The organism is Methylobacterium sp. AMS5, assembly GCF_001542815.1.
Lineage (GTDB): Bacteria > Pseudomonadota > Alphaproteobacteria > Rhizobiales > Beijerinckiaceae > Methylobacterium.
Genome location: NZ_CP006992.1, coordinates 1,039,122 through 1,064,253, shown reverse-complemented (window position 1 = coordinate 1,064,253; position 25,132 = coordinate 1,039,122). Strand labels below are relative to the sequence as shown.

22 protein-coding genes are annotated in these 25,132 nt (G+C 67.6%); 11 read left to right on the top strand and 11 right to left on the bottom strand.

Going from position 1 to position 25,132, the window contains the following annotated elements:
- Nucleotides 1–357 carry a 6-carboxytetrahydropterin synthase QueD gene (queD, locus tag Y590_RS04920; protein ID WP_003604191.1) on the bottom strand — a complete coding sequence of 119 codons (357 nt, stop codon included), beginning with the start codon at nt 355–357 and terminating at the stop codon, nt 1–3.
- Between the two features lie 830 nt (nt 358–1,187).
- On the opposite strand from queD, the gene Y590_RS04915 reads away from it, so the two are divergent.
- Entirely contained in the window at nt 1,188–2,429 is a 1,242-nt protein-coding gene (locus Y590_RS04915; protein ID WP_060768886.1) for an FAD-dependent monooxygenase, read from the top strand.
- A gap of 467 nt (nt 2,430–2,896) precedes the next feature.
- Here Y590_RS04915 and Y590_RS04910 read toward each other — a convergent pair whose 3' ends face one another.
- Nucleotides 2,897–3,364, bottom strand: a complete 468-nt coding sequence (locus Y590_RS04910; protein WP_060768885.1) for a hypothetical protein — start codon at nt 3,362–3,364, stop codon at nt 2,897–2,899.
- A 163-nt stretch (nt 3,365–3,527) separates the two neighbouring features.
- Nucleotides 3,528–4,160 (bottom strand): 7-carboxy-7-deazaguanine synthase, encoded by a 633-nt coding sequence (gene queE, locus Y590_RS04905; RefSeq protein WP_060768884.1) that lies wholly within the window; start codon nt 4,158–4,160, stop codon nt 3,528–3,530.
- 271 nt (nt 4,161–4,431) lie between these two features.
- Between queE and Y590_RS04900 the strand changes: the two genes are divergently transcribed.
- Nucleotides 4,432–5,922, top strand: a complete 1,491-nt coding sequence (locus tag Y590_RS04900) for a D-alanyl-D-alanine carboxypeptidase family protein (protein WP_060768883.1) — start codon at nt 4,432–4,434, stop codon at nt 5,920–5,922.
- Nucleotides 5,923–6,071: 149 nt separating this feature from the next.
- Nucleotides 6,072–7,172: a CobW family GTP-binding protein gene (locus tag Y590_RS04895; RefSeq protein ID WP_060768882.1), complete on the top strand. Its 1,101-nt coding sequence runs from the start codon at nt 6,072–6,074 to the stop codon at nt 7,170–7,172.
- A gap of 168 nt (nt 7,173–7,340) precedes the next feature.
- Here the strand turns inward: Y590_RS04895 and Y590_RS04890 are convergent, their stop codons facing one another.
- Complete coding sequence (locus tag Y590_RS04890) at nt 7,341–8,024, bottom strand: GntR family transcriptional regulator (protein ID WP_060768881.1); 684 nt, start codon at nt 8,022–8,024, stop codon at nt 7,341–7,343.
- Nucleotides 8,025–8,443: 419 nt separating this feature from the next.
- On the opposite strand from Y590_RS04890, the gene frc (Y590_RS04885) reads away from it, so the two are divergent.
- Both frc (Y590_RS04885) and Y590_RS04880 read left to right on the top strand, forming a co-directional pair.
- On the top strand, nt 8,444–9,733 hold the full coding sequence (gene frc, locus Y590_RS04885; protein ID WP_060768880.1) for a formyl-CoA transferase: 1,290 nt from the start codon (nt 8,444–8,446) through the stop codon (nt 9,731–9,733).
- 139 nt (nt 9,734–9,872) lie between these two features.
- Entirely contained in the window at nt 9,873–10,097 is a 225-nt protein-coding gene (locus Y590_RS04880) for a hypothetical protein (RefSeq protein ID WP_060768879.1), read from the top strand.
- Here Y590_RS04880 and Y590_RS26960 read toward each other — a convergent pair.
- The 4 genes from Y590_RS26960 to Y590_RS04865 all read right to left on the bottom strand — a co-directional run bounded on the left by Y590_RS26960 (nt 10,079) and on the right by Y590_RS04865 (nt 13,275).
- On the bottom strand, nt 10,079–10,246 hold the full coding sequence (locus tag Y590_RS26960; RefSeq protein WP_193763223.1) for a hypothetical protein: 168 nt from the start codon (nt 10,244–10,246) through the stop codon (nt 10,079–10,081). The genes Y590_RS04880 and Y590_RS26960 overlap by 19 nt on opposite strands.
- A 219-nt stretch (nt 10,247–10,465) precedes the next feature.
- Nucleotides 10,466–12,340 (bottom strand): DEAD/DEAH box helicase family protein, encoded by a 1,875-nt coding sequence (locus tag Y590_RS04875; RefSeq protein WP_060768878.1) that lies wholly within the window; start codon nt 12,338–12,340, stop codon nt 10,466–10,468.
- A 22-nt stretch (nt 12,341–12,362) separates the two neighbouring features.
- Entirely contained in the window at nt 12,363–12,644 is a 282-nt protein-coding gene (locus Y590_RS04870; protein WP_060772161.1) for a hypothetical protein, read from the bottom strand.
- A 166-nt stretch (nt 12,645–12,810) separates the two neighbouring features.
- Complete coding sequence (locus Y590_RS04865) at nt 12,811–13,275, bottom strand: CBS domain-containing protein (RefSeq protein ID WP_060768877.1); 465 nt, start codon at nt 13,273–13,275, stop codon at nt 12,811–12,813.
- 537 nt (nt 13,276–13,812) lie between these two features.
- On the opposite strand from Y590_RS04865, the gene oxlT (Y590_RS04860) reads away from it, so the two are divergent.
- From oxlT (Y590_RS04860) to Y590_RS04845, 4 genes are all read left to right on the top strand, one after another.
- Nucleotides 13,813–15,108: an oxalate/formate MFS antiporter gene (gene oxlT / locus Y590_RS04860; RefSeq protein WP_060768876.1), complete on the top strand. Its 1,296-nt coding sequence runs from the start codon at nt 13,813–13,815 to the stop codon at nt 15,106–15,108.
- 262 nt (nt 15,109–15,370) lie between these two features.
- On the top strand, nt 15,371–16,696 hold the full coding sequence (gene oxlT, locus Y590_RS04855; RefSeq protein WP_060768875.1) for an oxalate/formate MFS antiporter: 1,326 nt from the start codon (nt 15,371–15,373) through the stop codon (nt 16,694–16,696).
- 585 nt (nt 16,697–17,281) lie between these two features.
- Nucleotides 17,282–19,033: an oxalyl-CoA decarboxylase gene (gene oxc, locus Y590_RS04850; protein ID WP_060768874.1), complete on the top strand. Its 1,752-nt coding sequence runs from the start codon at nt 17,282–17,284 to the stop codon at nt 19,031–19,033.
- Nucleotides 19,034–19,307: 274 nt separating this feature from the next.
- Nucleotides 19,308–20,027, top strand: coding sequence for an alpha/beta hydrolase (locus tag Y590_RS04845; protein WP_060768873.1), 720 nt, complete (start codon nt 19,308–19,310; stop codon nt 20,025–20,027).
- Between the two features lie 410 nt (nt 20,028–20,437).
- On the opposite strand, the gene frc (Y590_RS04840) is transcribed toward Y590_RS04845, so the two are convergent.
- Nucleotides 20,438–21,688: a formyl-CoA transferase gene (gene frc / locus Y590_RS04840; protein ID WP_060768872.1), complete on the bottom strand. Its 1,251-nt coding sequence runs from the start codon at nt 21,686–21,688 to the stop codon at nt 20,438–20,440.
- A 102-nt stretch (nt 21,689–21,790) separates the two neighbouring features.
- Nucleotides 21,791–22,240, bottom strand: coding sequence for a PAS domain-containing protein (locus Y590_RS04835; protein ID WP_060768871.1), 450 nt, complete (start codon nt 22,238–22,240; stop codon nt 21,791–21,793).
- Nucleotides 22,241–22,662: 422 nt separating this feature from the next.
- On the opposite strand from Y590_RS04835, the gene Y590_RS04830 reads away from it, so the two are divergent.
- Together Y590_RS04830 and Y590_RS04825 are read left to right on the top strand one after the other, a co-directional pair.
- Nucleotides 22,663–23,106, top strand: a complete 444-nt coding sequence (locus tag Y590_RS04830) for an OsmC family protein (protein ID WP_003602635.1) — start codon at nt 22,663–22,665, stop codon at nt 23,104–23,106.
- 32 nt (nt 23,107–23,138) lie between these two features.
- Complete coding sequence (locus Y590_RS04825) at nt 23,139–23,507, top strand: YybH family protein (RefSeq protein WP_060768870.1); 369 nt, start codon at nt 23,139–23,141, stop codon at nt 23,505–23,507.
- Between the two features lie 119 nt (nt 23,508–23,626).
- Here Y590_RS04825 and Y590_RS04820 read toward each other — a convergent pair whose 3' ends face one another.
- Nucleotides 23,627–24,799 carry a DUF2778 domain-containing protein gene (locus Y590_RS04820; RefSeq protein ID WP_060768869.1) on the bottom strand — a complete coding sequence of 391 codons (1,173 nt, stop codon included), beginning with the start codon at nt 24,797–24,799 and terminating at the stop codon, nt 23,627–23,629.
- Nucleotides 24,800–25,132 lie beyond the last annotated feature (333 nt).

Here is a 25,132-nt window from a genome sequence, read left to right as displayed (position 1 = left end):
TCAGTCGCCCTCGTACTCGGCCCAGGAATAGGGCGTCTCGAAGATCCGCACGCTGGAAAGCCCCGGAATCGCCGGCTTGGCGCGATGCCAGATCCAGGCCGCGATATGCTCGGCGGTGGGATTCTCCAGCCCCTCGATCTCGTTGAGGCAATGGTGGTCGAGCCGCTCCAGGAGTGGGGCGAAGGCGCTCTCGATGTCGTAGAAATCGACCACCCAACCGCTCGTCGGATCGACTGCGCCGGAGACCGTCAGCTCCACGCGGTAGGAATGCCCGTGCATGCGGTGGCAGCGATGGGTCTGCGGCACGTTCGGCAGGCGGTGGGCCGCCTCGAAGGTGAAGGCCTGGGTGATCTTCATCGCGGGATCTTCACGAGGTCCGGAACGGTCCCGCCGCGGACAGCGCAGCGGGTTGACGGCGGCCGGCCGGCGCACCGAGATCGTGGATATGTCACCACATCGGCCGAAATGCACCCTCTATCCGGTCTTTGCGGCCGCGAGGCCGCGTGGGGTGATCGACCGGCGCGGCCCCTCGAACCGAGCCTGCCTCGTCGCCTGGGACCGCTCGGACGCTTCGTTCGAGATCGGGCTCGGGTTCAAGGGGAGACTGCGGAGGGCGTTCGGACCCGATCGCGCGTGGAGGCACGATCGTCACCGGTCGGCGCACGCAGCGCTGGCGGCCCGGCCCTGGGGTGAGCGTCGATCAACGAACGCGGGTGCGACGGTCGGCCGGAGGCGGCTCCGACGCCCAAGCGGGCTGGGGAGAGATGTCACGCCCATCCCGGCGCACGAAGCAGCGATCGTGGCCCGTTGGGGTTACGGCCACCATCCATAATCGACGTTGCGCGCGTTGGTTGTTCATCTCAAGCTCTCGTCGCCAGCTTTCGTCGCACTGCCACGACTGAACTGTCGCGCAGGATGCTCGTCAGCATTCCTGCACCCTTCAAAAGCCGCCGGTGCTCGCGCTGCATGCAGAAAGAACTCCTGTCGTCGCGAGTGCGGCAGCCAAATTGCACATAAAATCATGGCCTGGAGCCGTATCCGACCTGATTGCATCAGGCTGGCGGCTCTCGGTCTTTGTTTTGATGCGTAGTCTTTCGACGAACCGGTGGCCGCTCCTTCGGAATGCGGTCTGGCCGAGTTGTCTCATGTCATGATGCAGGAAGCATCAGGCGAGATGGAGAGTCTTGATGAAGATCTCATGCGTCGGTGCGGGGCCTGCCGGATTGTATTTCGCGATCGTGATGAAGCGGCGCAACCCGAACCATGAGATCGTCGTCCACGAGCGAAACCCAGCGGGAACGACACATGGGTGGGGTGTCGTCTTCTGGGAGGATCTGCTTGCCACCCTGCGGACCAACGATCCGGACAGCGCGCAGGCGATCGCGGATCAGGCGGTTCCCTGGTCCGGGCAAGTGGTCGACGTCGAGGGGCAACCGCCGCTTCGCTACGGAGGCGGGGGCTACGGCCTATGCCGTCGTCGCCTCCTGCAGATCCTCATCGAGCGGGCGCTCGCGCTCGGCGTCGACGTGCGGTTCGAGAGCGAGATCAGTGATCTGAGTCAGGTCGCCGACGCCGACCTCATCGTGGCGGCCGACGGTGTCGCGAGTCAGTTGCGTCGGCACCGCGCGGATCAGTTCAGGCCGCAGATCGAAGCCGGCCGCAACAAATACATCTGGCTCGCAACGACACAGCGATTCCCTTCCTTCACGTTCGGATTCGTTCCGACCAGCGCCGGATGGGTGTGGTTTCACGCCTACTCCTTCAAGGAGGGAATGAGTACGTTCATCGTGGAATGCGCGCCGGAGACGTGGAATGGGCTCGGTCTTGGCACGATGCTCGCGGATGCCGAATTGCGGGTGCTGGAAAGTATCTTTGCCAAGTATCTCGACGGTCACGAACTGATCAGCCGCGATGGCCATGGCCACACGCTGCCATGGTCGAGCTTCCGCAGGTTGGCCAACCGAAAGTGGCACGCGGACAACTTGGTGCTGATCGGCGACGCCGCGCATACGACACATTTCACGATCGGTTCGGGAACGCGTCTGGCCATCGACGACGCGATCGCGCTCGCCTCGGCCTTGGGCGAGCACGACAGCCTTCCCCGCGCCCTCGACGCGTTCGACCATCGACGCCGCCGCGCCCTCGCTCGCGTGCAACGCGATGCGCGGCTGAGTGCGGAATGGTTCGAGAACCTTCCACGCTACATCCGCTACAACGCACCCACCTTCTTCAGGCTCCTGCTCGCGAGACGCTCTCGTCTGCTGAAGCGGATGCCTGCGAGACCATACCTGTATTTACGTGGTCAATTAACCAAACTGAGGGGTCGCCCGGCCTCACCTCTCGCTCGGATCGGCGGACCCGCGCACCCGTTCGGATCAAAAGCCAATCGCGGCATCGCCGGAGCCGAACCGGGAACCCCCCGCCATTGATGCTGGCAGCGCCGGAGCGGGCTGAGTACGGCTCATCCGTCGAGCCGCTGGATTCGGATCGACACCAAAGTCGGCGAGGGCACCCGCGTCGTGCTGAGCCTTCGAGGCCTCACAGCCCGTTCGGCACCGTCTCACCGCCTCGCGCTGCCGGAGTCTCGCCCTGACTCGCGTCTGCTTCGTCGCCTTGAACTGGCCAGGGTGGAAAAGGCATCCAGTCCGTGAACGCGTCCGATGCGTAGCCGTGGTCGCACGAAGCGACCCGCCAGGGCTCGCTGTCACCGAAACGGCGCGGATCCCAGCGAATGACGGCTCGGCGGTCCGGCTCGCCCCGGTTGATGGCGATGATCCAGCGGCCATCACGGGGCGCCCGATCCATGATCCGCCAGCTCCACATCGATCAATCCTCGGATCCTCAGACCTGGGGACCCTTAACGCTGGACCAGGTCAGACCGTTCGGTCGCCTCGACCTAAATCCTCGGTCGCTCGTCAGCCCGGCTGGCGCTCGGAGGCTGGTGTTTATGGATCGGCCGGAGCGGACCGTTGAAGGGGCCCGGCTTCATGCCGTGTTCGCGGGCGCGCTCCCCGATCAGCGCCTGTCCGCCCAAGAGTGAGGCGATCGGCGCGGACTGCATCTCGACACTGTTGAGGGCGCGCCCGATCTGACGCCCCTCCCACCAGAGTTCGGCGAAGAGAACGGCGAGGACCCCGAGCAGCCCCCAGGTCATGAGATCCCAGCCGAGGATGTACACGCCGTAGGGTGGCGACAGCGCGGTGCCGAGATACGACAGGCCGATCGCTGCTGCGAAGCCGAGGACGAGGATCAGGGGCAGGCGGATCATCAGGCGCCGGTAGTGGCGCAGGGCGAGGTTGAGTTCCGCGACGGAGGAGTGATCGAGCTTGAGCGTGGCGTCCGGCGTGGTGGAATCGGGCGTCATCGGGCATCCTCTCGGCCATGCGCAGGCCGGCCGCGGTTGCGCGCGAAGGTGGTCGAGGTTGACGGCGGATGCAACCGCCGGCCGCACCTGTTCCGCCTGCCCACCCACCTGCCCACGCATCGCTGTCAGCCGAAGCCGAAAGCCGTCCTTCGGGACGATGCCCTCACGGAATCCCGATGATCTTGTGCGTCTGGAGCGAGAGCCGCCAGCGGGCGTTCGAGCGGCAATAGGCCACCGCCGCGGCGGTGTGGGCGGCGGCCTCCGGACCGTCCATCGGCTGCAGGAAATGATGTCGAAAGGGCAAATCCGAAAAACGCTCCGGCGCGGCCTCGGCCTGCGGGAAGACGAGCTTCAACTCGTCGCCTGAGGTCTGGACCAGCGGGTTGCCGGCCTTGGGGCTCACGCAGATCCAGTCGATGCCGGGCGGCGCGGGAAGCGTCCCGTTGGTCTCCACCGCGACCTCGAAGCCGCGGGCATGAACGGCGGCGATCAACGCCTCGTCGAGTTGCAGCAGCGGCTCGCCGCCGGTGAACACGACGTAGCGGTTGGCCGCCCCCCCGGCCCAGGTCGCGGCGACGGCGTCCGCCAGGATCTCGGCGGAGGCGAAGCGCCCGCCGCCCTCTCCGTCCATCCCGACGAAATCGGTGTCGCAGAAGCGGCAGGCGGCGCCCGCCCGGTCCTCCTCGCGGCCCGACCAGAGATTGCAGCCGGAAAACCGGCAGAACACCGCCGCGCGCCCGGCCTGGGCGCCCTCACCCTGAAGTGTGTGGAAGAGTTCCTTGACCGCGTAGGACATCGTTGCGCTTTTCTGCCAGGGCTTGCCCATACCCCCGGGAGGCGCGGAAGACCAAGCGGTGTACGATTTCGCGGAGCGCAACCCTGATCGGCAGCGTACCGTTGGGCAAAACGCCGGGCTCTGCCATGCTCTCGCCACGGAGGGCACGTTGATGAACGGGTACTCTCGATCCGACCCTTTCCGGGCGCTTTCTTCACGAAGCCCCGGAGCCGGCAACGGAATTCCTGCTCCGCGGCGTCCCGCGCCCTCCCACCCTTTCGAGATTGGCCCGATGGTGAACCGTGTTTGGGGACGGCTGATCGGCTCGCTCACCGCCCTCGGCCTGATGGCGGGGGCGGCCTCGGCGGTGACGGCACCGATCCTCGTCGTCGATGCCGAGTCCGGCAAGGTGCTCTACAGCCAGGGCGCGACCGACCCCTGGTATCCGGCCTCGATCACCAAGCTGATGACCACCTACGTCGCCCTCGACATGGTGCGCCAGGGCAAGGTCTCGCTCGACACGCTGCTGACGGTCTCGCCCGCCGCCGCCGCCGAGCCGCCCTCGAAGATGGGCTTCAAGCCCGGCACGCAGATCACCCTCGACAACGCCCTCAAGATCATCATGGTCAAGTCGGCCAACGACGTGTCCTGGGTGATCGGCGAGGGGCTCGGCGGCTCCGTCGAGGGCTTCGCCGACATGATGAACGAGACCGCGCACCGGATCGGCATGCGCGAGAGCCGCTGGTACAACCCCAACGGCCTGCCCGAGCCGCGGCAATGGACGAGCGCCCGCGACATGGCGATCCTGGCCCGCGCGCTGATGCGCGACTTCCCCAACCAGCAGAACCTGTTCTCGATCTCGGCGATCCAGTTCGGCAAGTCGGTGATGGCCAACCATAACGGCCTGCTCGGGCGCTATCCCGGCGCCGACGGCATGAAGACCGGCTTCATCTGCTCGGGCGGCTTCAACGTGGTGGCGACTGCGACCCGCGGAGGGCGGCGCATCATCACCGTGGTGATGGGCCAGCCGAGCGCGCGCGAGCGCGACATCAAGGCTGCCGACCTGTTCGATTACGGCTTCGGCCAGTCGGCGGGCTGGACCGCGCCGACTCTGGAATCACTGCCGCCCTCCAACGTCGCCGCCCCGCCGGACATGCGGCCCTACATCTGCGACAAGCGCAAGCCGATGCCGGTGGACGAAGGCCCCGGCGCGCTGACCGCGAGCGGTCCCGGCGCCGACAGCGCGACGACGCAGCTCCTCGGCTCGGCGACCCCGGACGCCACCAACCTCGCCTTCGCCGCGCTCAGCAGCGCCAACGTCCGCGGCCGCACCCTGCCGCCGCGGGCGCCGCTCCAGCCGATCCCGGTCTGGATCGGCAGCAGTCCCACGGAAGGTGCGATGGCGCTGGCCCGCGAGGAACAGGAGGCGCAGGCTTCCAAACAGGCGGCCCGGCAGGCCGCGCAGGAGGCTGCCCAGCGCAAGCGTGCGGAAGCCAAGGCTACCAAGGACGCGGCCCGTGAGGCCGCCAAGCAGGCCGCCTCGGAGAAGGCCGCCAAGGCTCGCGCCGCCGCCGTGACCGCGCCCAAGCCCGCCACGAAGACCGCCGCCGGGCGGGACAAGGGCGTGCCGGCCACGACCAGCGCCTACACGGCGGTGGAGCCCGCTCCGAAGGCGGCCGTGAAGCCGGCGCACAAGCCGGCCGCCAAAAAGCCCGAAGCGGCCAAGCCTGCCGCCAAGAAAGCGGACAAGAAGCCCGCCAAGGCGAAGAACGACGAGTCGTAAGGGGTTTTCGAAGGCCCCGGCACCGCCCCCTCATCGCCGCTTCGGCTTCACCTCCGCTTCCGGCCTGAACGACAGGGTGCAGACCGGCCTCTCCCCGCGGGCGGGGAGAGGAAATGTGCGGCGGATCAGACTTCGAAGGCCGTCCAACCATGTCCTCCTCCGAACGACCCGGCCGCCCCGCGCCGATCCCGCTCACCGTGCTCACGGGCTTCCTCGGCGCGGGCAAGACCACGCTGCTGAACCGCCTGCTCGGCGATCCGGCGCTCGCCGACACGGTGGTGATCGTCAACGAGTTCGGCGAGATCGGACTCGATCACCTGCTGATCGAGACGGTCGATGAGGGGATGATCCTGCTCGGCGCCGGCTGCCTGTGCTGCACCGTGCGCGGCGACCTGATCTCGACGTTGGAAGACCTTCTGCGCCGCCGCGACAACGGCCGCATCAACCCGTTCCGCCGGGTGGTGATCGAGACCACCGGGCTCGCCGACCCGGCGCCGATCCTCCACGCCCTGATCTACCACCCCTATCTCGCGATCCGCTTTCAGTTGCAGGGCGTGGTGACCGTGATCGATGCGGTCAACGGCGCCGACACCCTCGACGCGCACGGCGAGGCCCTGCGACAGGCGGCGGTCGCCGACCATCTCGTGGTGACCAAGGGCGACCTGCCCGGCGCCGGGGCAGAGGCGCTGACCCAGCGGCTCGCCGCCCTCAATCCGGGGGCTCGGATCCACGGGCCCGACGTGCCGGCCGAGTGCCTGCTCGGCGGCCTGTTCGGCCTCGACGGCAAGGGGGACGACGTGCGTGCCTGGCTCGGCGCGGAAGAGCGCGCGCACGGCCATCACCACGATCACGGCCACCATCATCACGATGTGAACCGGCACGACGCGGCGATCCGCGCCTTTCACCTCACCAGCGACGAACCGGTGCCGCGCCCGGCCTTCGAGATGTTCCTGGATCTCCTGCGTTCGGCGCACGGGCCGAAGCTCCTGCGCCTCAAGGGTCTCGTGGCGCTCGCCGACGATCCCGAGCGGCCGGTCGTGGTGCACGGGGTGCAGCACGTCGTCCACGCGCCCGTGACGCTGCCGGCCTGGCCCGACGCGGATCGCCGTTCGCGGCTCGTACTGATCGTGCGCGACCTCGACCCGGCCTTCGTCCGCCGGATCTGGGACGCCTTCCTCGGCAAACCCGCCCTGGACACGCCGGACCGGGCGGCGCTCACCGACAATCCGCTGGCGATCCCGGGGGGATAGCGGGCGGCGTTACTCGTCCCGGCTAGAGCATCATCCCGGAAGGCGGTTCCCGACTTTCGGAAAAAAGATGATGCGAAAACGAGAGCCTAAAGCACCCTCATGGCACGCCCTGAGACGAAGCAGGCCGGGAGCGGAGACGGTCGTCGGCGCCGCTTTGTCCTGGGCCGATCAGTCGAGGTGGTCGCCGTAGCGCTGGACGTGGTCGGCGAGGCCGAGGCCGTGGTCGCGCACGAGGCGCTCGGCGCGCTCCGCGTCGCGGGCCTCCAGCGCCTCGATGATCCGCACGTGCTCCTCGATCGACTTCGAGGCGCGATCGCCCTGGCGGAGCGCCGTGTTGCGGATGCCGCGCACATGCATCAGCAGGTTGCTGGTCAGGTCCGTGATCACCGCGCTGTGGCCGAGCGCAATGATCTTCTGGTGGAAGCGGATATTGGCTTCCGAGTACTCGTCGAGATGCTCGTAGGGCTGCCCGTCGAAGAACTCCGGGAAGGAGCGGCGCAGGCAGGCCAGATCCTCGTCCGAGGCGGCGGTGCAGGCGAGCCGCGCCGCCATGCTCTCCAAAGCCGCCCAGGCCTGGATCATGCCGACGATCTCGCGTTTCGTCTTCTTGACCACGAACACGCCGCGTCGGGGCTCGTTGCGCACGAAGCCTTCCTGCTCCAGCACCGTCAGCGCCTCGCGGATCGGCGTGCGGCTCACGCCGAGCGTCTGCGACAAGCCGCGCTCATCGAGCCGCACATCTCCGGTCTGGCCGTAGATGTCCATGTTGGTGATGGCGGATTTCAGCGCCTCGTAGGCCAGCGTCCGCAGGCTCGTCGCCGGAACGATTGGCTTGATCGAGAGATTTTCCATCACTTCGGATCGACCTTGATGCCGATGGGGTTGCGGGTCCGGAGTGGAAACATCGAGCGGCGGGAGCATGGCGTCTCATCCTTCGGAAGACAAGGCAGCCCGCACTCCGGCGTCCCGGCTCTCCCCGCGGAATCCGCACGAGACTGTGCGGATCTCCGGTCTCCGAGCCGAAATGTTGACCTCTGGCATCTGGTATGCCAGAAGAAAGCCGGGGAGTCGATGTCGGCGGCATTCGCCGGGTGCAGGGCAGCCTCGCTGATGATGCCCTGAGCCGCACTCAAGTCGCGCACGCCAGCCATGCCGGAGCCCAAGACCGGTACGGAACCAGACCGGCACGGAACCCCGCGGGCGCACACGGCCGACGCCATCGGCCGATCAGCGCCCGGCAACATGCCACTCTCCTGGGGAGGAGACCTGCGATGAGCAAGGCACCGGGCAAGGCACTCGAGGGCGTTCGCATCCTCGATTTCACCCATGTTCAATCGGGGCCGACCTGCACGCAACTGCTCGCGTGGTTCGGGGCCGACGTGATCAAGGTCGAGCGGCCGGGCGCGGGCGATGCGACGCGCCAGCAGCTTCAAGACCTTCCCGGCGTGGACAGCCTCTATTTCACGATGCTGAACCACAACAAGCGTTCGATCACGCTCGACGGCAAGAACCCCAAGGGCAACGCGATCCTCTGGCGGCTCATCGCCGAGTGCGACGTGCTGGTCGAGAATTTCGCACCCGGTGCGCTCGATCGCATGGGGCTGACCTGGGAGAAATTGCAGGCCGCCAATCCGGGCCTGATCCTGGCCTCGGTGAAGGGGTTCGGGCCCGGCCGCTACCAGGATTGCAAGGTCTACGAGAACGTCGCCCAATGCGTCGGCGGCGCGGCCTCCACCACCGGCTGGCGCGACGGCGTGCCGATGGTGTCGGGCGCGCAGATCGGCGATTCCGGCACGGGCCTGCACCTCGCACTCGGCATCGTCACCGCCCTCTACCAGCGCACCCAGACGGGGCAGGGCCAGCGCGTCGATTGTGCCATGCAGGACGGAGTGCTCAACCTCTGCCGGGTGAAGCTGCGCGACCAGCAGCGTCTCGCCCACGGCCCGCTGATGGAATACAGCCAGTACGGCGAAGGCGTCCCCTTCGGTGAGGCGGTGCCGCGGGCCGGCAACGATTCCGGCGGGGGGCAGCCCGGCCGCATCCTGAAGTGCAAGGGCTGGGAGCAGGATCCCAACGCCTACATCTACTTCATCACGCAGGGCGCGGTCTGGGGACCGATCTGCGACATCATCGGCGAGCCGGACTGGAAGACCGATCCGGCCTACGCGACGCCGAAGGCCCGCCTGCCGCATCTCAACGAGATCTTCACGCGCATCGAAGCGTGGACGATGAAGCACGACAAGCTCGAGGCGATGGAGATCCTCAACGCCTACGAGATCCCGTGCGGACCGATCCTGTCGATGCGGGAGATCGCCGAGGATCCGACGCTGCGGGCGAACGGCACTGTGGTCGAGGTCGAGCACCCGACCCGCGGCACCTACCTGACGGTGGGCAACCCGATCAAGCTGTCGGCGAGCCCGACCGAGATCACCCGCGCGCCGCTGCTCGGCGAGCATACCGACGAGATCCTGCGCGAGGTGCTGGGCTGCACGGATGCCGAGATCGGCGACATCCTCGGCTCGGGTGCGGTAGGCGGCGTCCACCGCATCGCTGCGGAGTAGCGCGCGGCACTATCCTGCCGAATACCGAAGCCTTCGGAACTTGATTTCCCGCGTCTGGTATGCCAGATACCAATGAGAAAGCGAGACCCGAGACGGCGGCGTTGCGCACCGTTCGGGCCGGCGACCGGAGGATACGGTGATGGCCGAAAACGTCCCAGACCACGCCGCGGACCGCGCTCTGGCGGATCTCGTGGACGCGTTCGGTCACTACTCCGATGCCGAGATGCAGGCTTTTCTCGATGCAACGCCGTCCGTGGCCGAGATGGGCTGCGCAGTCTCGCCCGCCAAACCGGCCGGACCCGAATGGTTGGCTGCCGCGCGATTCGCCGGACGTGAGGTCGCGGTTCAGGCGGCGCGGGCGTAGCGCCCGGAAGTCTGCGGCGCCTCAATGCCGCGGCCCGTCGGGACATCCTGGGCAGCGCTCGAGACGGTCAACCGGTCGGCCAGCTTCACGACGAACAGAGCCTGAACGGCGACGAGGAAAACAAGCGCGGCGAGCCAAGTGGCGAGCATGATAGTCTCCGTCGGTACGGGCTATGGTGCGGTGCGAACGAATCCCGGATAAGCCGCTCGCTTTGGGATATGAAGTACAAAATACCAGACACATGCATGCGTCACGTGCATGTGAATGTTGTGCCTTGATCTGACGGCGCGCGAATCCGGCGGCAATCCCTGCCGCTGGCGACGGCGTGACAGACGCCTGCCGATGTCGCACCGCAGCATGGCAGCGGTTCAGGAGGTCGCTCGGCCTGCCTTCGGACCCCATGCGCCGAGGGTCGAGGTTTCGTCCGGGCAGAGAACCTCGTCGAGCGGGGCGACGCCCGCGGTGTGCTTCGTCAGGCCCGTCGCTGAGAGCGCCCGCGCGGTCCCGGCCTCCCGGCATGCGGCGGCGAGACCCACCGGGTCGAGGCCGACGAGACGACCGTTCTCGAAGCGCGCGAAGACCCGCCCCGACTCCCGATCGGCAAAGCGCACCACGGACACTTGCCGCAAGGCCTCCCGCAGAAAACGCGCCTCGGCCTCCGGCGCGTCGGCGACGCCGCGATAGACGTCGGCCGCCGCGCGGGCGCGGATATCGATCCGCCGATAACGCTCGATCGCCAGCAGGGCTTTGGCGTCGAGGATCGTCATCGCGTCGTTCGTGCCGAAGGCGATGGTGAGCGGACGCGCGCCCTTTGGCACGCTGTTGTCGAGAAATTCGTAAGTGACCGGACGGTCCCGGCGCAGCGCCCAGGTGAAGAACAGCCGCGGCATGCCGGTAAAGGCCTCGACGTTGTGCGCGAGCAGATCCTCGACCGCCTTGTAGCGTCCGAACTCCTCGCCCCGCTTCCAGGCCCGCTCCACGGTTTCCTCGGGCGGAGTGATCATGAATTGCAGATAGACGCGCTGGCCGAACCGGGTGAGGAGCTGGCCAGCGCCGTCGCTGCCGGCCTCCGTCGAGAAGCTGTCGAAGCGGAATCGGTCGATCAGCAGGTGCGAGAGGCGGCCGCCGGCCGCCTTGCGGGTGATGTAGCGGTCGAGCTTGGCATCGATGATCTCGACTTCGTGGCCTGTCAGCGGCCCGGCATAGCGGCGCGCTTCGCCCAAGCTGTCATAGTCCAGCAGGAACTTGCGCCAGACGTCGGGCGTGATGACGGCGAAGTCCTGCCATTGTGCGCCGATCCGTCCGGCGAGGTCGCGCTGATAGGGCCGGATCGTGCTCTTGCCCGAGGCCGAGGCACCTTTGACGGTCATCACCACCGGCTGCGCTTGCGGTGCGGGCCGATGGTAGCCCTGCGCCGCGGCGACCGACTCGATCCAGGGCGCGATCAGCGCGCCGATCCGGTCGCTGCCGCAACGGTTGGTGACGAGGATGCCGGCGAGCCGCCGCAGCAGCGTGCGGTCGCGGATCAGCATGCCCTGGCGGGCGATGACATGGCCGAACACCGTGCGCAGGGCCTCGCGGGCGGCGCTCTCCATACTCTCGGCTTCGCTCGCGGCCGCGCATCGTTCGTCGAGGCGGGCGAGGATGCGAGCCTGCCCGTCGCCGGCCAGAGAAGGCGATGGGGCAGGGGACGGGCAAGGGGAGGGCGGCTCGCGTGGGCCGAGGCGGCGGAGCCACCCGGCCCAGGCGGAGACCGGTTCGGGCGGCGGCGCGGGCGCCTCGTCGAACAGGGCCGACAGCTCGCACTCCAGCGCCGCATCGGCCTCGGCGCGGACCGCGTCGAGGATGGCCGCGACCGCGTCCAGGCGGTGCATCACGCCCTCGCGCAGCAGCGTACCGACGATGCGCCGGAAGTTCAGTCCGAGATCGGCGTAGACTTCGCCGACGGGGACCGAGATATCGGCCATGACCCGGATCAGCACCTCGTGGACCGCGAGGCGCTCAGGCCGGAAGAGGGCGAGCTGCGTCGGGGGCAGGCCGCTGAAATCGGACAGTTCGAGGATTTCGGAAAAGGGCAGGCGGACGTTCTCGGGCCGGAACACCGTCGCGAGCGGGCGCATCGCCCGCGGCAGGCCGGGTTCGAGGCCGGGATTCCAGGCGTGGAAGGCCGGCTCGTCCGCGAGGGCGGTGCCGGCGGTTTCGTCTGCAAACCTGTCGGAGAGGGGCGGCGCGGCGTCGGTCATCGCTCGCCCCTCCCGGTTTCGATCAGGCGGCGGAGGCGTTCTCGATCGCCTCGAACCGGATCTGGTAGGCCTCGCCCCACAGGCTCGCCGCCCGCTCGTGCCACGCGGTGTCGAAGAACAGCTTGGCGCAGAACGAGCTGCGCCAGATGCACACCGCGATGATGCGCTCGTCCAGAACGCGGATGTGGCGGCTCTCCAGCCCGCCGGCGATGCCGAGACGGGGAAGCATATCGATGCTCGACGCACCGAATTCGTTCTCGCCCGGAAAGACGATCGGGCATTCGACGACGGTCAGATATTTCATCGGGTTTTCCATGGCTGACGCCTTTTCTCGGACTCGTCTTCCAACCTGTTCCGGATCGTTCTCGCACAACGCTCGGTAAACGGTGCCTGCTCCCGGCAGGCATGAATCCATAACGAGATGCGTCGTGTCCGGCGCTCCATTTGCGCTCACTGTGAGCCGTGCGCCTTCACGTATGCGGCAATGCCGGCGGGTTTGTCGCCGGTGCTTGGCCAAGATCTCGGCTACGATCTTGACCGACCCCTTGACCGACCCCTTGGCCAGCGCAGTCCCAGATGCTCAGGATCGCGCTGATGCGGCAGGAATCCATCAGGGCGATGTGATCGACCTTCCGCTCGCAGAAGGTCTTCAGCCGCTCCTGCGCCGAAGCGCCGACATCGACCGCGGGAAAGTCGTGATCGGTGATGAGCCAGACGCTGCGGCTGTAGATCTCGGGGCCCTCGGCCGCCACCGCGCGGAAGATGTCGCGCTGGGTCAGCAGACCCGTCACCGTTGCGTCGGCATCGCCCTCGACGACGACGAGCGCGCCCGTTCCCGGCTGGGCGAGGAGTTGCGCTGCCTCGGCCACGGATCGGTCCCGGTGGATGGTGCGGACGCCCGCGGCATCCGGCTCACGGCGCATCGTTCCAAACACGGCGCTCCTCCATCGGCATGCCTCTCGAACGGGGCCGCCTTTGAACGCAGGCTGGTATACAGCATACCTATTGTCAATCCTGCGTTTTGAATTATGGTGCCGGCGTCCGGGCGGGATTGGCAAGATCGACCCGCCAAATCGACCTGCTTGGACGTCCTCCGTTAGGCCGGTGCGGCATGATCCGAGGCATGTCCTGCCCCTGATCCAGGGCTGCGCGAAAGCCTTGCCGTCGTCCTCGCAGGGTGTCCCCGGGAACCGGGAGAGTTCGTCCGGGGCGGTGCCTTCGGCTTCGTGAGCGCATTCCGACGAGGTAGCTGCCGGTTCGTCGAAAGAGGGCGCGTTGAAACGATGGTCCGGATCCGCCGATCCGATGTGATCGAGTGGGATGCGGCCCCAAGAATCGACCGGAAGAACGCGATGGTCTGCTCAGGCAGTCATTTCGCGTCAGAGAATATTTAAAGTCATATTCGAAAAATAATCGAGAAATTGAGCGGCCAAAAAGCTCGGAAAAATCGAGCGTACACTGGAGATGCGTCCATGACCCAACCCACGACAACATACGTTCCACCACCGACGAGCCGATGGCTGCAATTGGTGTTCGGCATCGTCTGCATGTGCATGATCGCCAATATGCAGTACGGCTGGACGTTCTTCGTCAACCCGATGCAGGAACGGCACGGCTGGGACCGCGCCGCGATCCAAGTCGCTTTCACCCTGTTCGTCCTCACCGAGACGTGGCTGGTGCCGATCGAGGGCTGGTTCGTCGACAAGTACGGCCCGCGGGCCGTGACGCTCGTCGGCGGCCTGTTGTGCGGGCTGGCCTGGGTGATCAACGCCTACGCCGACACGCTCTGGCTGCTCTATGTCGGGGCGGCCGTTGGCGGCACCGGTGCGGGCGCGGTCTACGGCACCTGCGTCGGCAATTCGCTGAAGTGGTTCCCCGACCGGCGCGGTCTGGCTGCGGGCCTCACCGCCATGGGCTTCGGCGCGGGCTCGGCGCTCACCGTTGTGCCGATCCAGGCGGTGATCCACCATTACGGCTACGAGGCCGCCTTCTTCTGGTTCGGCATCGGCCAGGGCCTGATCGTGATGTTGATCGCGCTGTTTCTGGTGGCGCCGAAGAAGGGGCAGGTGCCCGAGATCGCCCGCGTCAGCCAGAGCCGCCGCGACTTCACGCCCGGCGAGATGGTGCGCACCCCGATCTTCTGGGTGATGTACGCGATGTTCGTGATGATGGCGGCCGGCGGCCTGATGGCCACCGCCCAGCTCGGCCCCATCGCCAAGGACTTCCATATCGCCGACGTGCCGGTGAGCCTGCTGGGGATCACCCTGCCGGCGCTGACTTTCGCCGCCACGATCGACCGGGTGCTCAACGGCGTGACGCGCCCGCTCTTCGGCTGGATCTCCGACCATATCGGCCGTGAGAACACGATGTTCCTTTCCTTCGGCATCGAGGGTGTGGGCATCTACCTGCTGAGCCAGTTCGGCCAGGACCCGATCCTGTTCGTGATCCTGACCGGTCTGGTGTTCTTCGCCTGGGGCGAGATCTACTCGCTGTTCCCAGCGACTTGCGGCGACACCTTCGGCTCGAAATACGCCGCCACCAATGCCGGCCTGCTCTACACCGCCAAGGGCACGGCGGCGCTGATCGTGCCCTATACCAGCATCCTCACGACGATGACGGGGAGCTGGCACGCGGTGTTCCTGGCGGCCGCCGCGCTCAACATCCTCGCGGCGCTGATGGCGATCTTCGTCCTCAAGCCGATGCGGCAGGCCTACACGCGGGAGTCGGCCGCCTTGGAGGCCAAGCCGGAGACGGTCTCCGCCCACTGAGGCCGCGCACAGGCCGGGCCGCCGCCCGGCCTTTCGAAGAATGTCGGCGCGTGCCGGGCTCAGACGCCCGGTGCGCGCCGACGCGTTTTCCGGTCCCGACGCCGCGCATTCTTTGAAGTGCGCGCGCCGATGCCGTCGCCCGGTGTGCCGGGTTGCCGCAGCATCGCGGACGGACTTTCTGCTCTGGTATATTGTATGCCTAGCATCATTGTGCATGATGCGGCGCCAGGGGAGCACGAGAAACGTTCAGGGAGAGAACCGGATGGTACACCAACCGGCAGAGCAACACGCGCCGCTCCAGGCGCCTTCGGATGCGCCTTCCACCAAGTGGTGGCAACTGGCCTTCGGCGTGCTCTGCATGGCCATGATCGCCAACCTTCAGTATGGCTGGACGCTCTTCGTCGATCCGATCGATGCGCAGCACCAATGGGGGCGTACGGCGATCCAGTTCGCCTTCACGATCTTCGTCGCCACCGAAACCTGGCTCGTGCCGGTCGAGACGTGGTTCGTCGATCGCTACGGGCCGCGGATCGTGGTCTGCTTCGGCGGCGTCATGATCGCCCTGTCCTGGGCCCTGAACGCCTATGCCGACTCCCTCTTCCTGCTCTACACCGCCGCGGTGATCGGCGGCATCGGCGCGGGCTCGGTCTACGGCACCTGCGTCGGCAACGCCCTGAAATGGTTTCCGGACCGGCGCGGGCTGGCGGCGGGCGCGACCGCGGCGGGCTTCGGCGCGGGCGCGGCGATCACGGTGATCCCGATCGCCAACATGATCGCCGCCAGCGGCTATGCCCAGGCCTTCCTCGTGTTCGGCCTCGGCCAGGGCGCGGTCGTCGTCCTGCTGTCCTTCTTCCTGCGCAAGCCCTCGGTCGCCGTGCCGATCCGGCGCAAGAACCTGCGCCTTCCCCAGACCAAGATCGACCGCAGCCCGAAGGAAGCGGTGCGCACCCCCGTATTCTGGACGATGTACGCGATGTTCGTGATGGTCGCCTCCGGCGGCCTGATGGCGGCGGCGCAGATCGCGCCGATCGCCCACGACTTCAAGGTCGCCGACGTGACGATGAACCTGTTCGGCCTGCAGATGGCCGCGCTCACCCTGGCGATCTCGCTCGACCGCATCTTCGACGGGTTCGGCCGGCCCTTCTTCGGCTGGGTGTCCGACAACATCGGCCGCGAGAACACGATGTTCATTGCCTTCGTGATTGCGGCGACGGCCTGCATTCTGCTCCTCGGCTACGGGCGTAATCCGGTCGTCTTCGTTCTGTGTACGGCGATGTATTTCGGCGTGTTCGGGGAGATCTACTCGCTGTTCCCAGCCACCTGCGGCGACACGTTCGGCTCGAACTACGCCGCCAGCAACGCCGGCCTCCTCTATACGGCCAAGGGTACGGCGGCCTTCCTCGTCCCCTTCGCCAGCGTGCTGTCGGCGTCCTACGGCTGGTCGGCGGTGTTCGGCCTCATCATCGGGCTGAACATCCTGGCCGCGGCGCTGGCGGTCTTCGTGCTGAAGCCGATGCGGCGGCGCTACCTCGCGGCGGAGGCTGAGATCGCCGACGCGGCGGAAGCTCGCGCCGTGACGCTGGCCTGAGGGCCTCGAATGATGGTCCGCCGCCTCGACGGCTCGCGTCGAGGCGGCGGCCGCCCCAGCCGAACTCCCGGCAGCGGAGTTCCTCGCGCCGGCCCCTCGGCCGCCCTTCGCCAACCATGCCTTCAACGCTTTCGCGGTGTCACAGCGGGCCGGTGTCTCGACCCGTAGCCAATCTGGCCGGCGACCCACGACGAGGCCGGATCGCGCTTCGGGACCGTGCCGAGTGTGATCAGAAAACGCTGAAGACAAGTCCGCCGTCGGACTTCCCTTCGAGGAACCATGGCCGCCGGATGCCGGGCGGCCTGTCTCTCGACGCGTCATCCCCGAAACCCTGGATCCGGCGACCCCCGCAGCCCCTGTTTCGACCGCTCCTCCGGCGCCTCACGTGGGGGCACGCAGAGCCACGTGTTTCGTTTGACCGACTCATTGGTATTTGGTATGCCAGATGTGTCGCAACAAGACCGGCCACTCGAGACCGGTCCGCACGCTGCGCGCGGCGCAGCAGCAGGCGCGAAACGAGCCCGGCCTGACGCCATCGGGCCCCGCGCCGGACAAGAGCATCCGCACCATAAGGGAGAACGCCGCATGACCGTCCAGGCCCAGAACATCGACGCGATCACCGCGGGCGCGATGCCCCACGAGGAGCCGGAGCTGACGGATGGCTTCCACCTCGTCATCGACGCGCTCAAGCTCAACGGCATCGAGACGATCTATAACGTGCCCGGTATCCCGATCACCGATCTCGGCCGTCTGGCCCAGGCCGAGGGTCTGCGGGTCATCTCCTTCCGCCACGAGCAGAACGCGGGCAACGCCGCCGCGATCGCCGGCTTCCTCACCAAGAAGCCGGGCATCTGCCTTACAGTCTCGGCGCCGGGCTTCCTCAACGGCCTGACCGCGCTGGCCAACGCCACCACCAACTGCTTCCCGATGATCCTGATCTCCGGCTCCTCCGAGCGTGAGATCGTCGATCTGCAGCAGGGCGACTACGAGGAGATGGATCAGCTCGCCATCGCCAAGCCGCTCTGCAAGGCCGCCTTCCGCGTGCTGCACGCCGCCGATATCGGCATCGGCGTGGCGCGCGCGATCCGTGCCGCCGTCTCCGGCCGGCCCGGCGGCGTCTATCTCGATCTGCCCGCCAAGCTCTTTTCGCAAGTCATCGACGCCGATCTCGGCGCGCGCTCGCTGGTCAAGGTGATCGACGCGGCCCCGGCCCAACTCCCGGCCCCGTCCGCCATCGCCCGGGCGCTCGACGTGCTGAAGTCGGCCGAGCGTCCGCTCATCATCCTCGGCAAGGGCGCGGCCTACGCCCAGGCCGACGAGGCGGTGCGCGCGCTCGTCGAGGAGAGCGGCATCCCCTACGTGCCGATGAGCATGGCCAAGGGCCTCCTGCCCGACACCCACCCGCTCTCGGCCGGTGCGGCCCGCTCCACCGCGCTCAAGGATTCCGACGTGGTGCTGCTGGTGGGCGCCCGCCTGAACTGGCTGCTCTCCCACGGCAAGGGCAAGACCTGGGGCGAGCCCGGCTCGAAGCGCTTCATCCAGATCGACATCGAGCCGCGCGAGATGGACTCGAACGTCGAGATCGTCGCGCCGGTGGTGGGCGATATCGGGTCCTGCGTCGAAGCGCTGCTCGACGGCATCCGCAAGGACTGGAAGGGCGCGCCCTCCGACTGGCTGGAGACGCTGCGGAGCAAGCGCGAGGCCAACATCGCCAAGATGGCCCCGAAGCTGATGAAGGACTCCTCGCCGATGTGCTTCCACTCGGCACTCGGGGCGCTCCGGACCGTCATCAAGGAGCGGCCCGACGCGATCCTCGTCAACGAGGGCGCCAACACCCTCGATCTCGCCCGCGGCATCATCGACATGTACCAGCCGCGCAAGCGCCTGGACGTCGGCACCTGGGGCGTGATGGGCATCGGCATGGGCTTCGCCGTCGCGGCGGCTGTCGAGACCGGCAAGCCGGTGCTGGCGGTCGAGGGCGACTCGGCCTTCGGCTTCTCCGGCATGGAGGTGGAGACCATCTGCCGCTACGAGCTGCCGGTCTGCATCGTCATCTTCAACAACAACGGCATCTATCGCGGCACCGACACCGATCCGACCGGCCGCGATCCGGGTACCACCGTCTTCGTCAAGAATTCCCGCTACGACAAGATGATGGAGGCCTTCGGCGGCGTCGGCGTGAACGTCACCACGCCGGACGAGCTGAAGCGGGCCGTGGACGAGGCGATGAATTCCGGTAAGCCGACCCTCATCAATGCGGAGATCGACCCGGCCGCCGGCAGCGAGAGCGGCAATATCGGCAGCCTCAACCCGCAGAGCACCCTGAAGAAGAAGTGAGGCGGGCACTGCCCTCCGACCGCTTCGACTGAGCCGGACCGCGGTGCCCGAAATGGGCGCCGCGGTCCTTTTTTGTCCGGCAAGCCCCTCCGTCCCTCATGCTGAGGTGCGGAGCGAAGCGAAAGCCTCGAAGCACGCGCGGCGAACGACCCGAGACAGCCTTCCGATGTCCCTCCCGGGCATGGGGAAGGACCGGTCCGAGGTGCTTCGAGGCCCGCTGTCGCGGGCACCTCAGCATGAGGGGCGGCGTTGGGCTCCACCTGCGAGACGCCCCATGTCCTCCTCCCCCTTCGATCCGATGGTTGCCCTCGATCCCCGGCTCGCCGGCCGGCTCGCCTTCCTGCCGCGGCTGCCGGGCAAGCCGCCGCTGCCGCCGGGCCGCCACGCGCTCGGTCTGTTCGAGACCCGCGACGCGATGCTCCGCGTGCCCGAGCACATCGACCCCCGCCTGCCGACGCCGCTCGTCGTCCTGTTCCACGGCGGCGGCGGCAGTGCCGAAAAGATCCTGCCGATGCTGGAAGCCCATGCGGACCAGCGCGGCTTCCTGCTGCTCGCGCCGCAATCGCTGCACCCGACCTGGGATCTCGTGATCGCCGGCAACGGGCCGGACCGGGAGCGGCTCGACCGGGCGCTCGCCGAGGTGGCCGACCGGTTCCTGATCGATCCGGGCCATCTCGCCTTCGCGGGCCATTCGGACGGCGGCAGCTACGCGCTGTCCCTCGGGCTCACCAACGGTGACCGGGTCAGCCACCTGATCGTGTCGTCCGCTGGGTTCATGTCGGTGCAGGTGCAGGCGGGTGCGCCCAAAATCTTCCTGTCGCACGGCACCCGCGACGAGCAGATTCCGATCGACCGGAGCGCCCGCAACCACGCCCGGCTGCTTCGGGCGGCGGGCTACGACCTCACCTACGTCGAGTATGACGGTCCGCATGCCTACCATCCCGACGTGGTGAGCCAGGCCGTAGACTTCTTCCTGGGCGATTTCTTCGGTTAGGCGGCGCGGGCGAACGCGCCTCCATTCAAGTGTCTCTCGAAAACGCCCGCCGCGCCGTCCTCGCCAACGCGAGAACGGTCAGAGATCGAGAGTTTTGTGAGTGAGACAGTCTCAATCCGGTTGATCCCTGCGGGAGGGCGGATTTCCCCTCTCCCCGCCCGCGGGGAGAGGGGAACGCTCGGCTTCCGCCGTGACGCAAGTTCGATCAAACGGATGCCGTATCAGGGGCCCGGACACCGAAAAACCGGACCGACGGAGTCGGCCCGGGAAAGTCATCGGAGGAGGAAGAAACCCGGGCGTCATGCCCGGTCATGCGCTCCCGGGGCGATGCCCCGTCCCGGGAGGATCATGGCCGTAAGAGACTGGCCATCCTGTGCGGGCAGCGCGGAGACCCGCGCTGCCGCTTCCCCTCAGACCGCGCGCGACTCGTGCATCGCGGCGATCTGCTCGGGCGAGTAGCCGAGGCCCGCGAGGACCTCGTCGGTGTGCTCGCCCAGAAGCGGCGAAGCCTTGATGTCGACCTTCAGGTCCGAGAACTTGATCGGGGAGCCGACGGTCAGATACGAGCCGAGCTTGGGGTGCGGCACCTCGACGATGGTGCCGCTCGCGCGCAGCGACGGATCGGCGGCGATCTCCTTCATCGACAGCACCGGCGAGCACGGGATGTCGAACTTGCGCAGGATATCGACGGCCTCGAACTTGGTCTTGTCGGCCAGCCAATCCTCGATGATGGCGAAGATCTCGAAGATCTTGTCCTGGCGAGCGCGGGCGGTGTTGTAGGCCGGATCGTCGATCCATTCCTCGCGGCCGAGCGCCTTGCAGATCGGGGCCCAGGCATGGCCCTGGATCGTGAAGTAGATGTAGGCGTTCGGGTCCGTCTGCCAGCCCTTGCACTTGAGCACCCAGCCCGGCTGGCCGCCGCCGCCCGCGTTGCCGCCACGCGGCACCACGTCCGAGAACTCGCCGTGCGGGTATTGCGGGTATTCTTCGAGGTAGCCGATGGCATCGAGGCGCTGCTGGTCGCGCAGCTTCACCCGGCAGAGGTTGATCACCGAATCCTGCATCGACACGGCGACCTTCTGGCCCTTGCCGGTCTTGGTCTTCTGGTGAAGCGCCGTGAGGATGCCGATGGCGAGATGCATGCCGGTGTTCGAGTCGCCGAGCGCGGCGGCCGACACGGTCGGCGGGCCGTCCCAGAAGCCGGTGGTCGAGGCCGCACCGCCGGCGCACTGGGCCACGTTCTCGTAGACCTTCAGATCCTCGTAGTGGTGTCCGTCGGAGAAGCCCTTCACCGAGGCGAGGATCATGCCTGGGTTGAGCTCCTGGATGCGGGCCCAGGTGAAGCCCATGCGATCGAGCGCGCCGGGGCCGAAATTCTCGACCATCACGTCGGATTCCTGGATCAGCTTTTCCAGGACTTCCTTGCCCTGCGGGTTCTTGGTGTCCAGCGTCAGCGAACGCTTGTTGGAGTTGAGCATCGTGAAGTAGAGCGCATCCGCGTCCTCGACGTGGCGAAGCTGGTTGCGCGTCACGTCGCCCGAGCCCGGACGCTCGACCTTGATCACATCCGCCCCGAACCACGCGAGGAGCTGGGTGCAGGCGGGACCCGCCTGGACGTGGGTGAAATCGATGATTTTGATCCCGTCGAGCGGCTGGGTCATCTCAGTCTTCTCCCTATTTCGACTTCGTTGTGGGTCGTCGTTGTTGGAAAATCGAAAAATATTACGGTCGGTAATATTGCTGAATGGCTCGGGCGCCCCGCCTCAGGCGCAGACGAGGGTGCCCAAAGCCTCTTCCAGCTCCGCCACGCGGCGGCGCAGGGAGCGCTCTTCCTGAAAGCGCTCGGTCTCGTCGCGGATGACCGCGGCGATGCCGGTGACTTCGCCCTCCGCGCCGTGCAGCAGCGCGACGGTGAAGGCGATGGACAGGGCCCGGCCACCCTTGTGCAGGGCCGGAACCTTGAGCAGCGACGTGCCGTAGCGGGTCTCGCCCGTGCGCATCGTCTTGGCGTAGCCATCCCAGTGGCGGCGGCGGTGACGCTCCGGGGTGATGAGGTCGAGGCTCTGCCCAAGCGCCTCGGCTTCCGAGTAGCCGAAGATCCGCTCGGCGGCCGGATTCCAGATGACGATCCGTCCGTCCGCGTCGGAGATCACCACCGCGTCACCGATCGCCGCGACGAGCCCGGACGTGTCGAAGGTCTGCGATTGGGCCATCCGTTGCCCCCCTTCCGCCGCCGGCTAGCCCTGAGGCCGCGCTGTGAGCGGAGAGATGCGATGTCTGTCGAGGATGCCGCGTTCGGTCATGGCAGGCGTTGCCTCCTTGGCTTCCCGGGTCTCGGGCCTTCCGGGTCGAGATCACTCTTTCCGGTGGCTCGTCATTGGCATCTGGTATACCAGATGCGAATGGCAGGTCAAGGCACAGTGCGGACTGGCCAGGGGCATTGCGCGAACCCGCTTGAGCGGCTTGGCGGCGTGAAAGCCCGGGGAGCCGGGCAAGGAACCGACACGGTCCGCGGCGGCGGGCCCCGGCGATTGAGGCCAGCCAAAAACCGGGGGGATCGCGTTCGAGCGATCGCCCGGCCGGACTCGAACGAGATCGCGCAGCGGCGGGTTGATAGGAAGGCGAGGAGGTCACGATGTCGGACAAACACAGCATTCGGATCCGGCAGATCGAAGCCTATGCGTTCCGGATCGATTTCGGCGAGAGCTTCGTGCCGCTGCTGACGGACGAGCCGGAGCCGATCGGTGGCGGCACCGGGCCCTCGCCGGAGCAGGTGCTGATTGCGGCCGTGAGCAACTGTCTGTGCGCGAGCCTCGCCTTCGCGCTCGGCAAGTACCGGCAGGAGGGCGGGGGCGTGAGCGCCGAGGCGATCGGGCGCGTGGCCCGCAACGCGGAAGGCCGCCTGCGCCTCGTCGGGATCGAGGTTGATATCGCGCTCGGCGCGCCCGCCGAATCGATGGACCGGCTCGACCGGGTGCTCGCTCAGTTCGAGCAGTTCTGCACCGTGTCCGAGAGCGTCAAGGCTGGCGTTCCGGTGGCGGTCGCGGTGCGGGACGGTCAGGGCAACCGTCTGAAATAGACAGGCTTGAAACAGACAGGGAGGAACGAGCGATGAGCGAGACGCAGCGGGATGTGGCACGCGAGCCGGAGGATCTGGCCCGGCTCTTCCACGAACGGGCCAATGCCGGCGATGCCGAGGGGCTGGTTGCCCTGTACGAGCCGCAGGCCGTGGTGGCCGCAGGCGATATCGTGGCGACCGGCCACGACGAGATCCGCCGCTTCTACACGGATCTGCTCGCGCGCAAATCGGACTTCCCCGAACCCGAGACCCTGCCGGCGATCCGCAACGGCGACCTCGCGCTCACCTTCGCGCGGCTGCCGAACGGCGGACTCTCGGTCGAGTCGGCCCGCCGGCAATCGGACGGGACGTGGCGCTGGGCCATCGACCAACTCAAGCTCAAGCCCGTCGCCAAGTCCTGACGGGCCCAAAGCAGGTTTCGAAAGGACAAGTCCTTTCGCGGGTCCAGGGCAGAGCCCTGGAAAGAGATCGGGGCGCCGCCCCGATGCCCCGCCAAAGGGATGATCCCTTTGGAAACCCGTTAATCCGCCGAGGCCGAGCGGCGCGGCGTGGCGTTGCGCCGGCTGGCGAAGATTCCGGGGGCGGTACCGGGCACCACGACGAGACGCCGGACTTGGCCGCTCAGATAGGCCTGAAGGAAGCGGGTGTAGTTCCGGAACACGACGCAGCCGTTCGAGGCACCGCTCGGGCCCAGCATGTAGGTGTGGGCGAGGATGCCGTCGCGCCCGTGGATGGCGGCCGAGCCGCCGACCGGGTTGAGGCGGATCGCCCGCACCCCGTGGAACAGCGCCTCGCGCTCCCGCAGGTCGTAGACTCCGGGCGGGGTGGCGCCGCGCATCCGGACATGGACGTGGTCCGGGTTGTCCTGGGCGACGCCGAGGCCGGAATGCGCCTCCAGCACCTCGCCGCTCGGCAGCGTGACGGTGGCGGCGCTGATGTCGTAGACGGCGACCCCCGGCTCGGAGACCGGGCCCGGCACGACGCGGCGCCGCGCGGCCGAATCGACCGCCCCGCTGTCGAGCCCGGCATAGGCCATCGCCCTGTCCGAGGACGGCGCGGCAGAGCCCGGCAGATCGAACATCTTCTCGAGGAAGTTGCGGTTGTCGGTGACCGCGGCGCTGAACACGCTGCGGGTCGGCTCGGCGGAGGCGCGCGCCGTGGATGCGGTGGCGATCCGGGGCGTCGCCGCCCGGGCGGTCTGCATGCGCGGCTCGTAGCGGAATTCGTTGGGCCGCCGCACCGGCAGCGGCACCGTAAGGGCGAGGCGGGCCGTCGGCACAGCCGGGCGCGGCGTGACGGTGGGCGCGGTGTCGGCGGCCTGATCCGCGGGGAGGGCGGCCAGGGTCGTGACCGGCTCCGATGGGGCAGGCTCCGCCACGGGCGGCGCCCGGAAGGCGGACACCTGCGGGGTCCGGGGGACGAAGCCGCGGGGCGCGGTGTCGAGAACGGGGGTGGGGTCGAGCATCCAGGCCAACGCGCCGGGCGCGGCCTGCACGGTCTCCGGTCCTTCGGCCTCGCCCGAGACCTGCGCGGTTTCCACGGGGGCGGGCGCGGCACGATTCTGCGGTTGCAGCATCCCGGCGACCGCGAGACCGCCGAGGGCGGTCAGCGCGAGTGCCGCGACAGGCGGGCGGCGCCGACGGCGGATGACGGGCCGGGCGGAGCGACTCTGGACGAGCTCGGCGATGTCCATTGCGGGCGGTACTCGACAACGCGGATCCCACACGGCCTCCCGCCGTCATCCCCGGCCTATCTGTGCCAGAATGACAAAACGAGATGGCTTCGCCGATTAGGGAAGGATCAACCTTAAGCCTTCGTCATTCAACGGGATCTTGGTTAATCTTGCCTAAAGCTCGGTCACGTCCTTTGAAAAACGTTCGATGCTGTTTCTCGACGGCTGCGCCGCGCCACGAGGCGCGGCCTTTCCCCCACCCCGGACGGGCGCGGTGTGCAGTCATGGCGAGCGTCGCCGAGCCTTGTGCTCTGCGAGCCACAGGCTGTGTAATGTTGTTACATTTCATTCGTT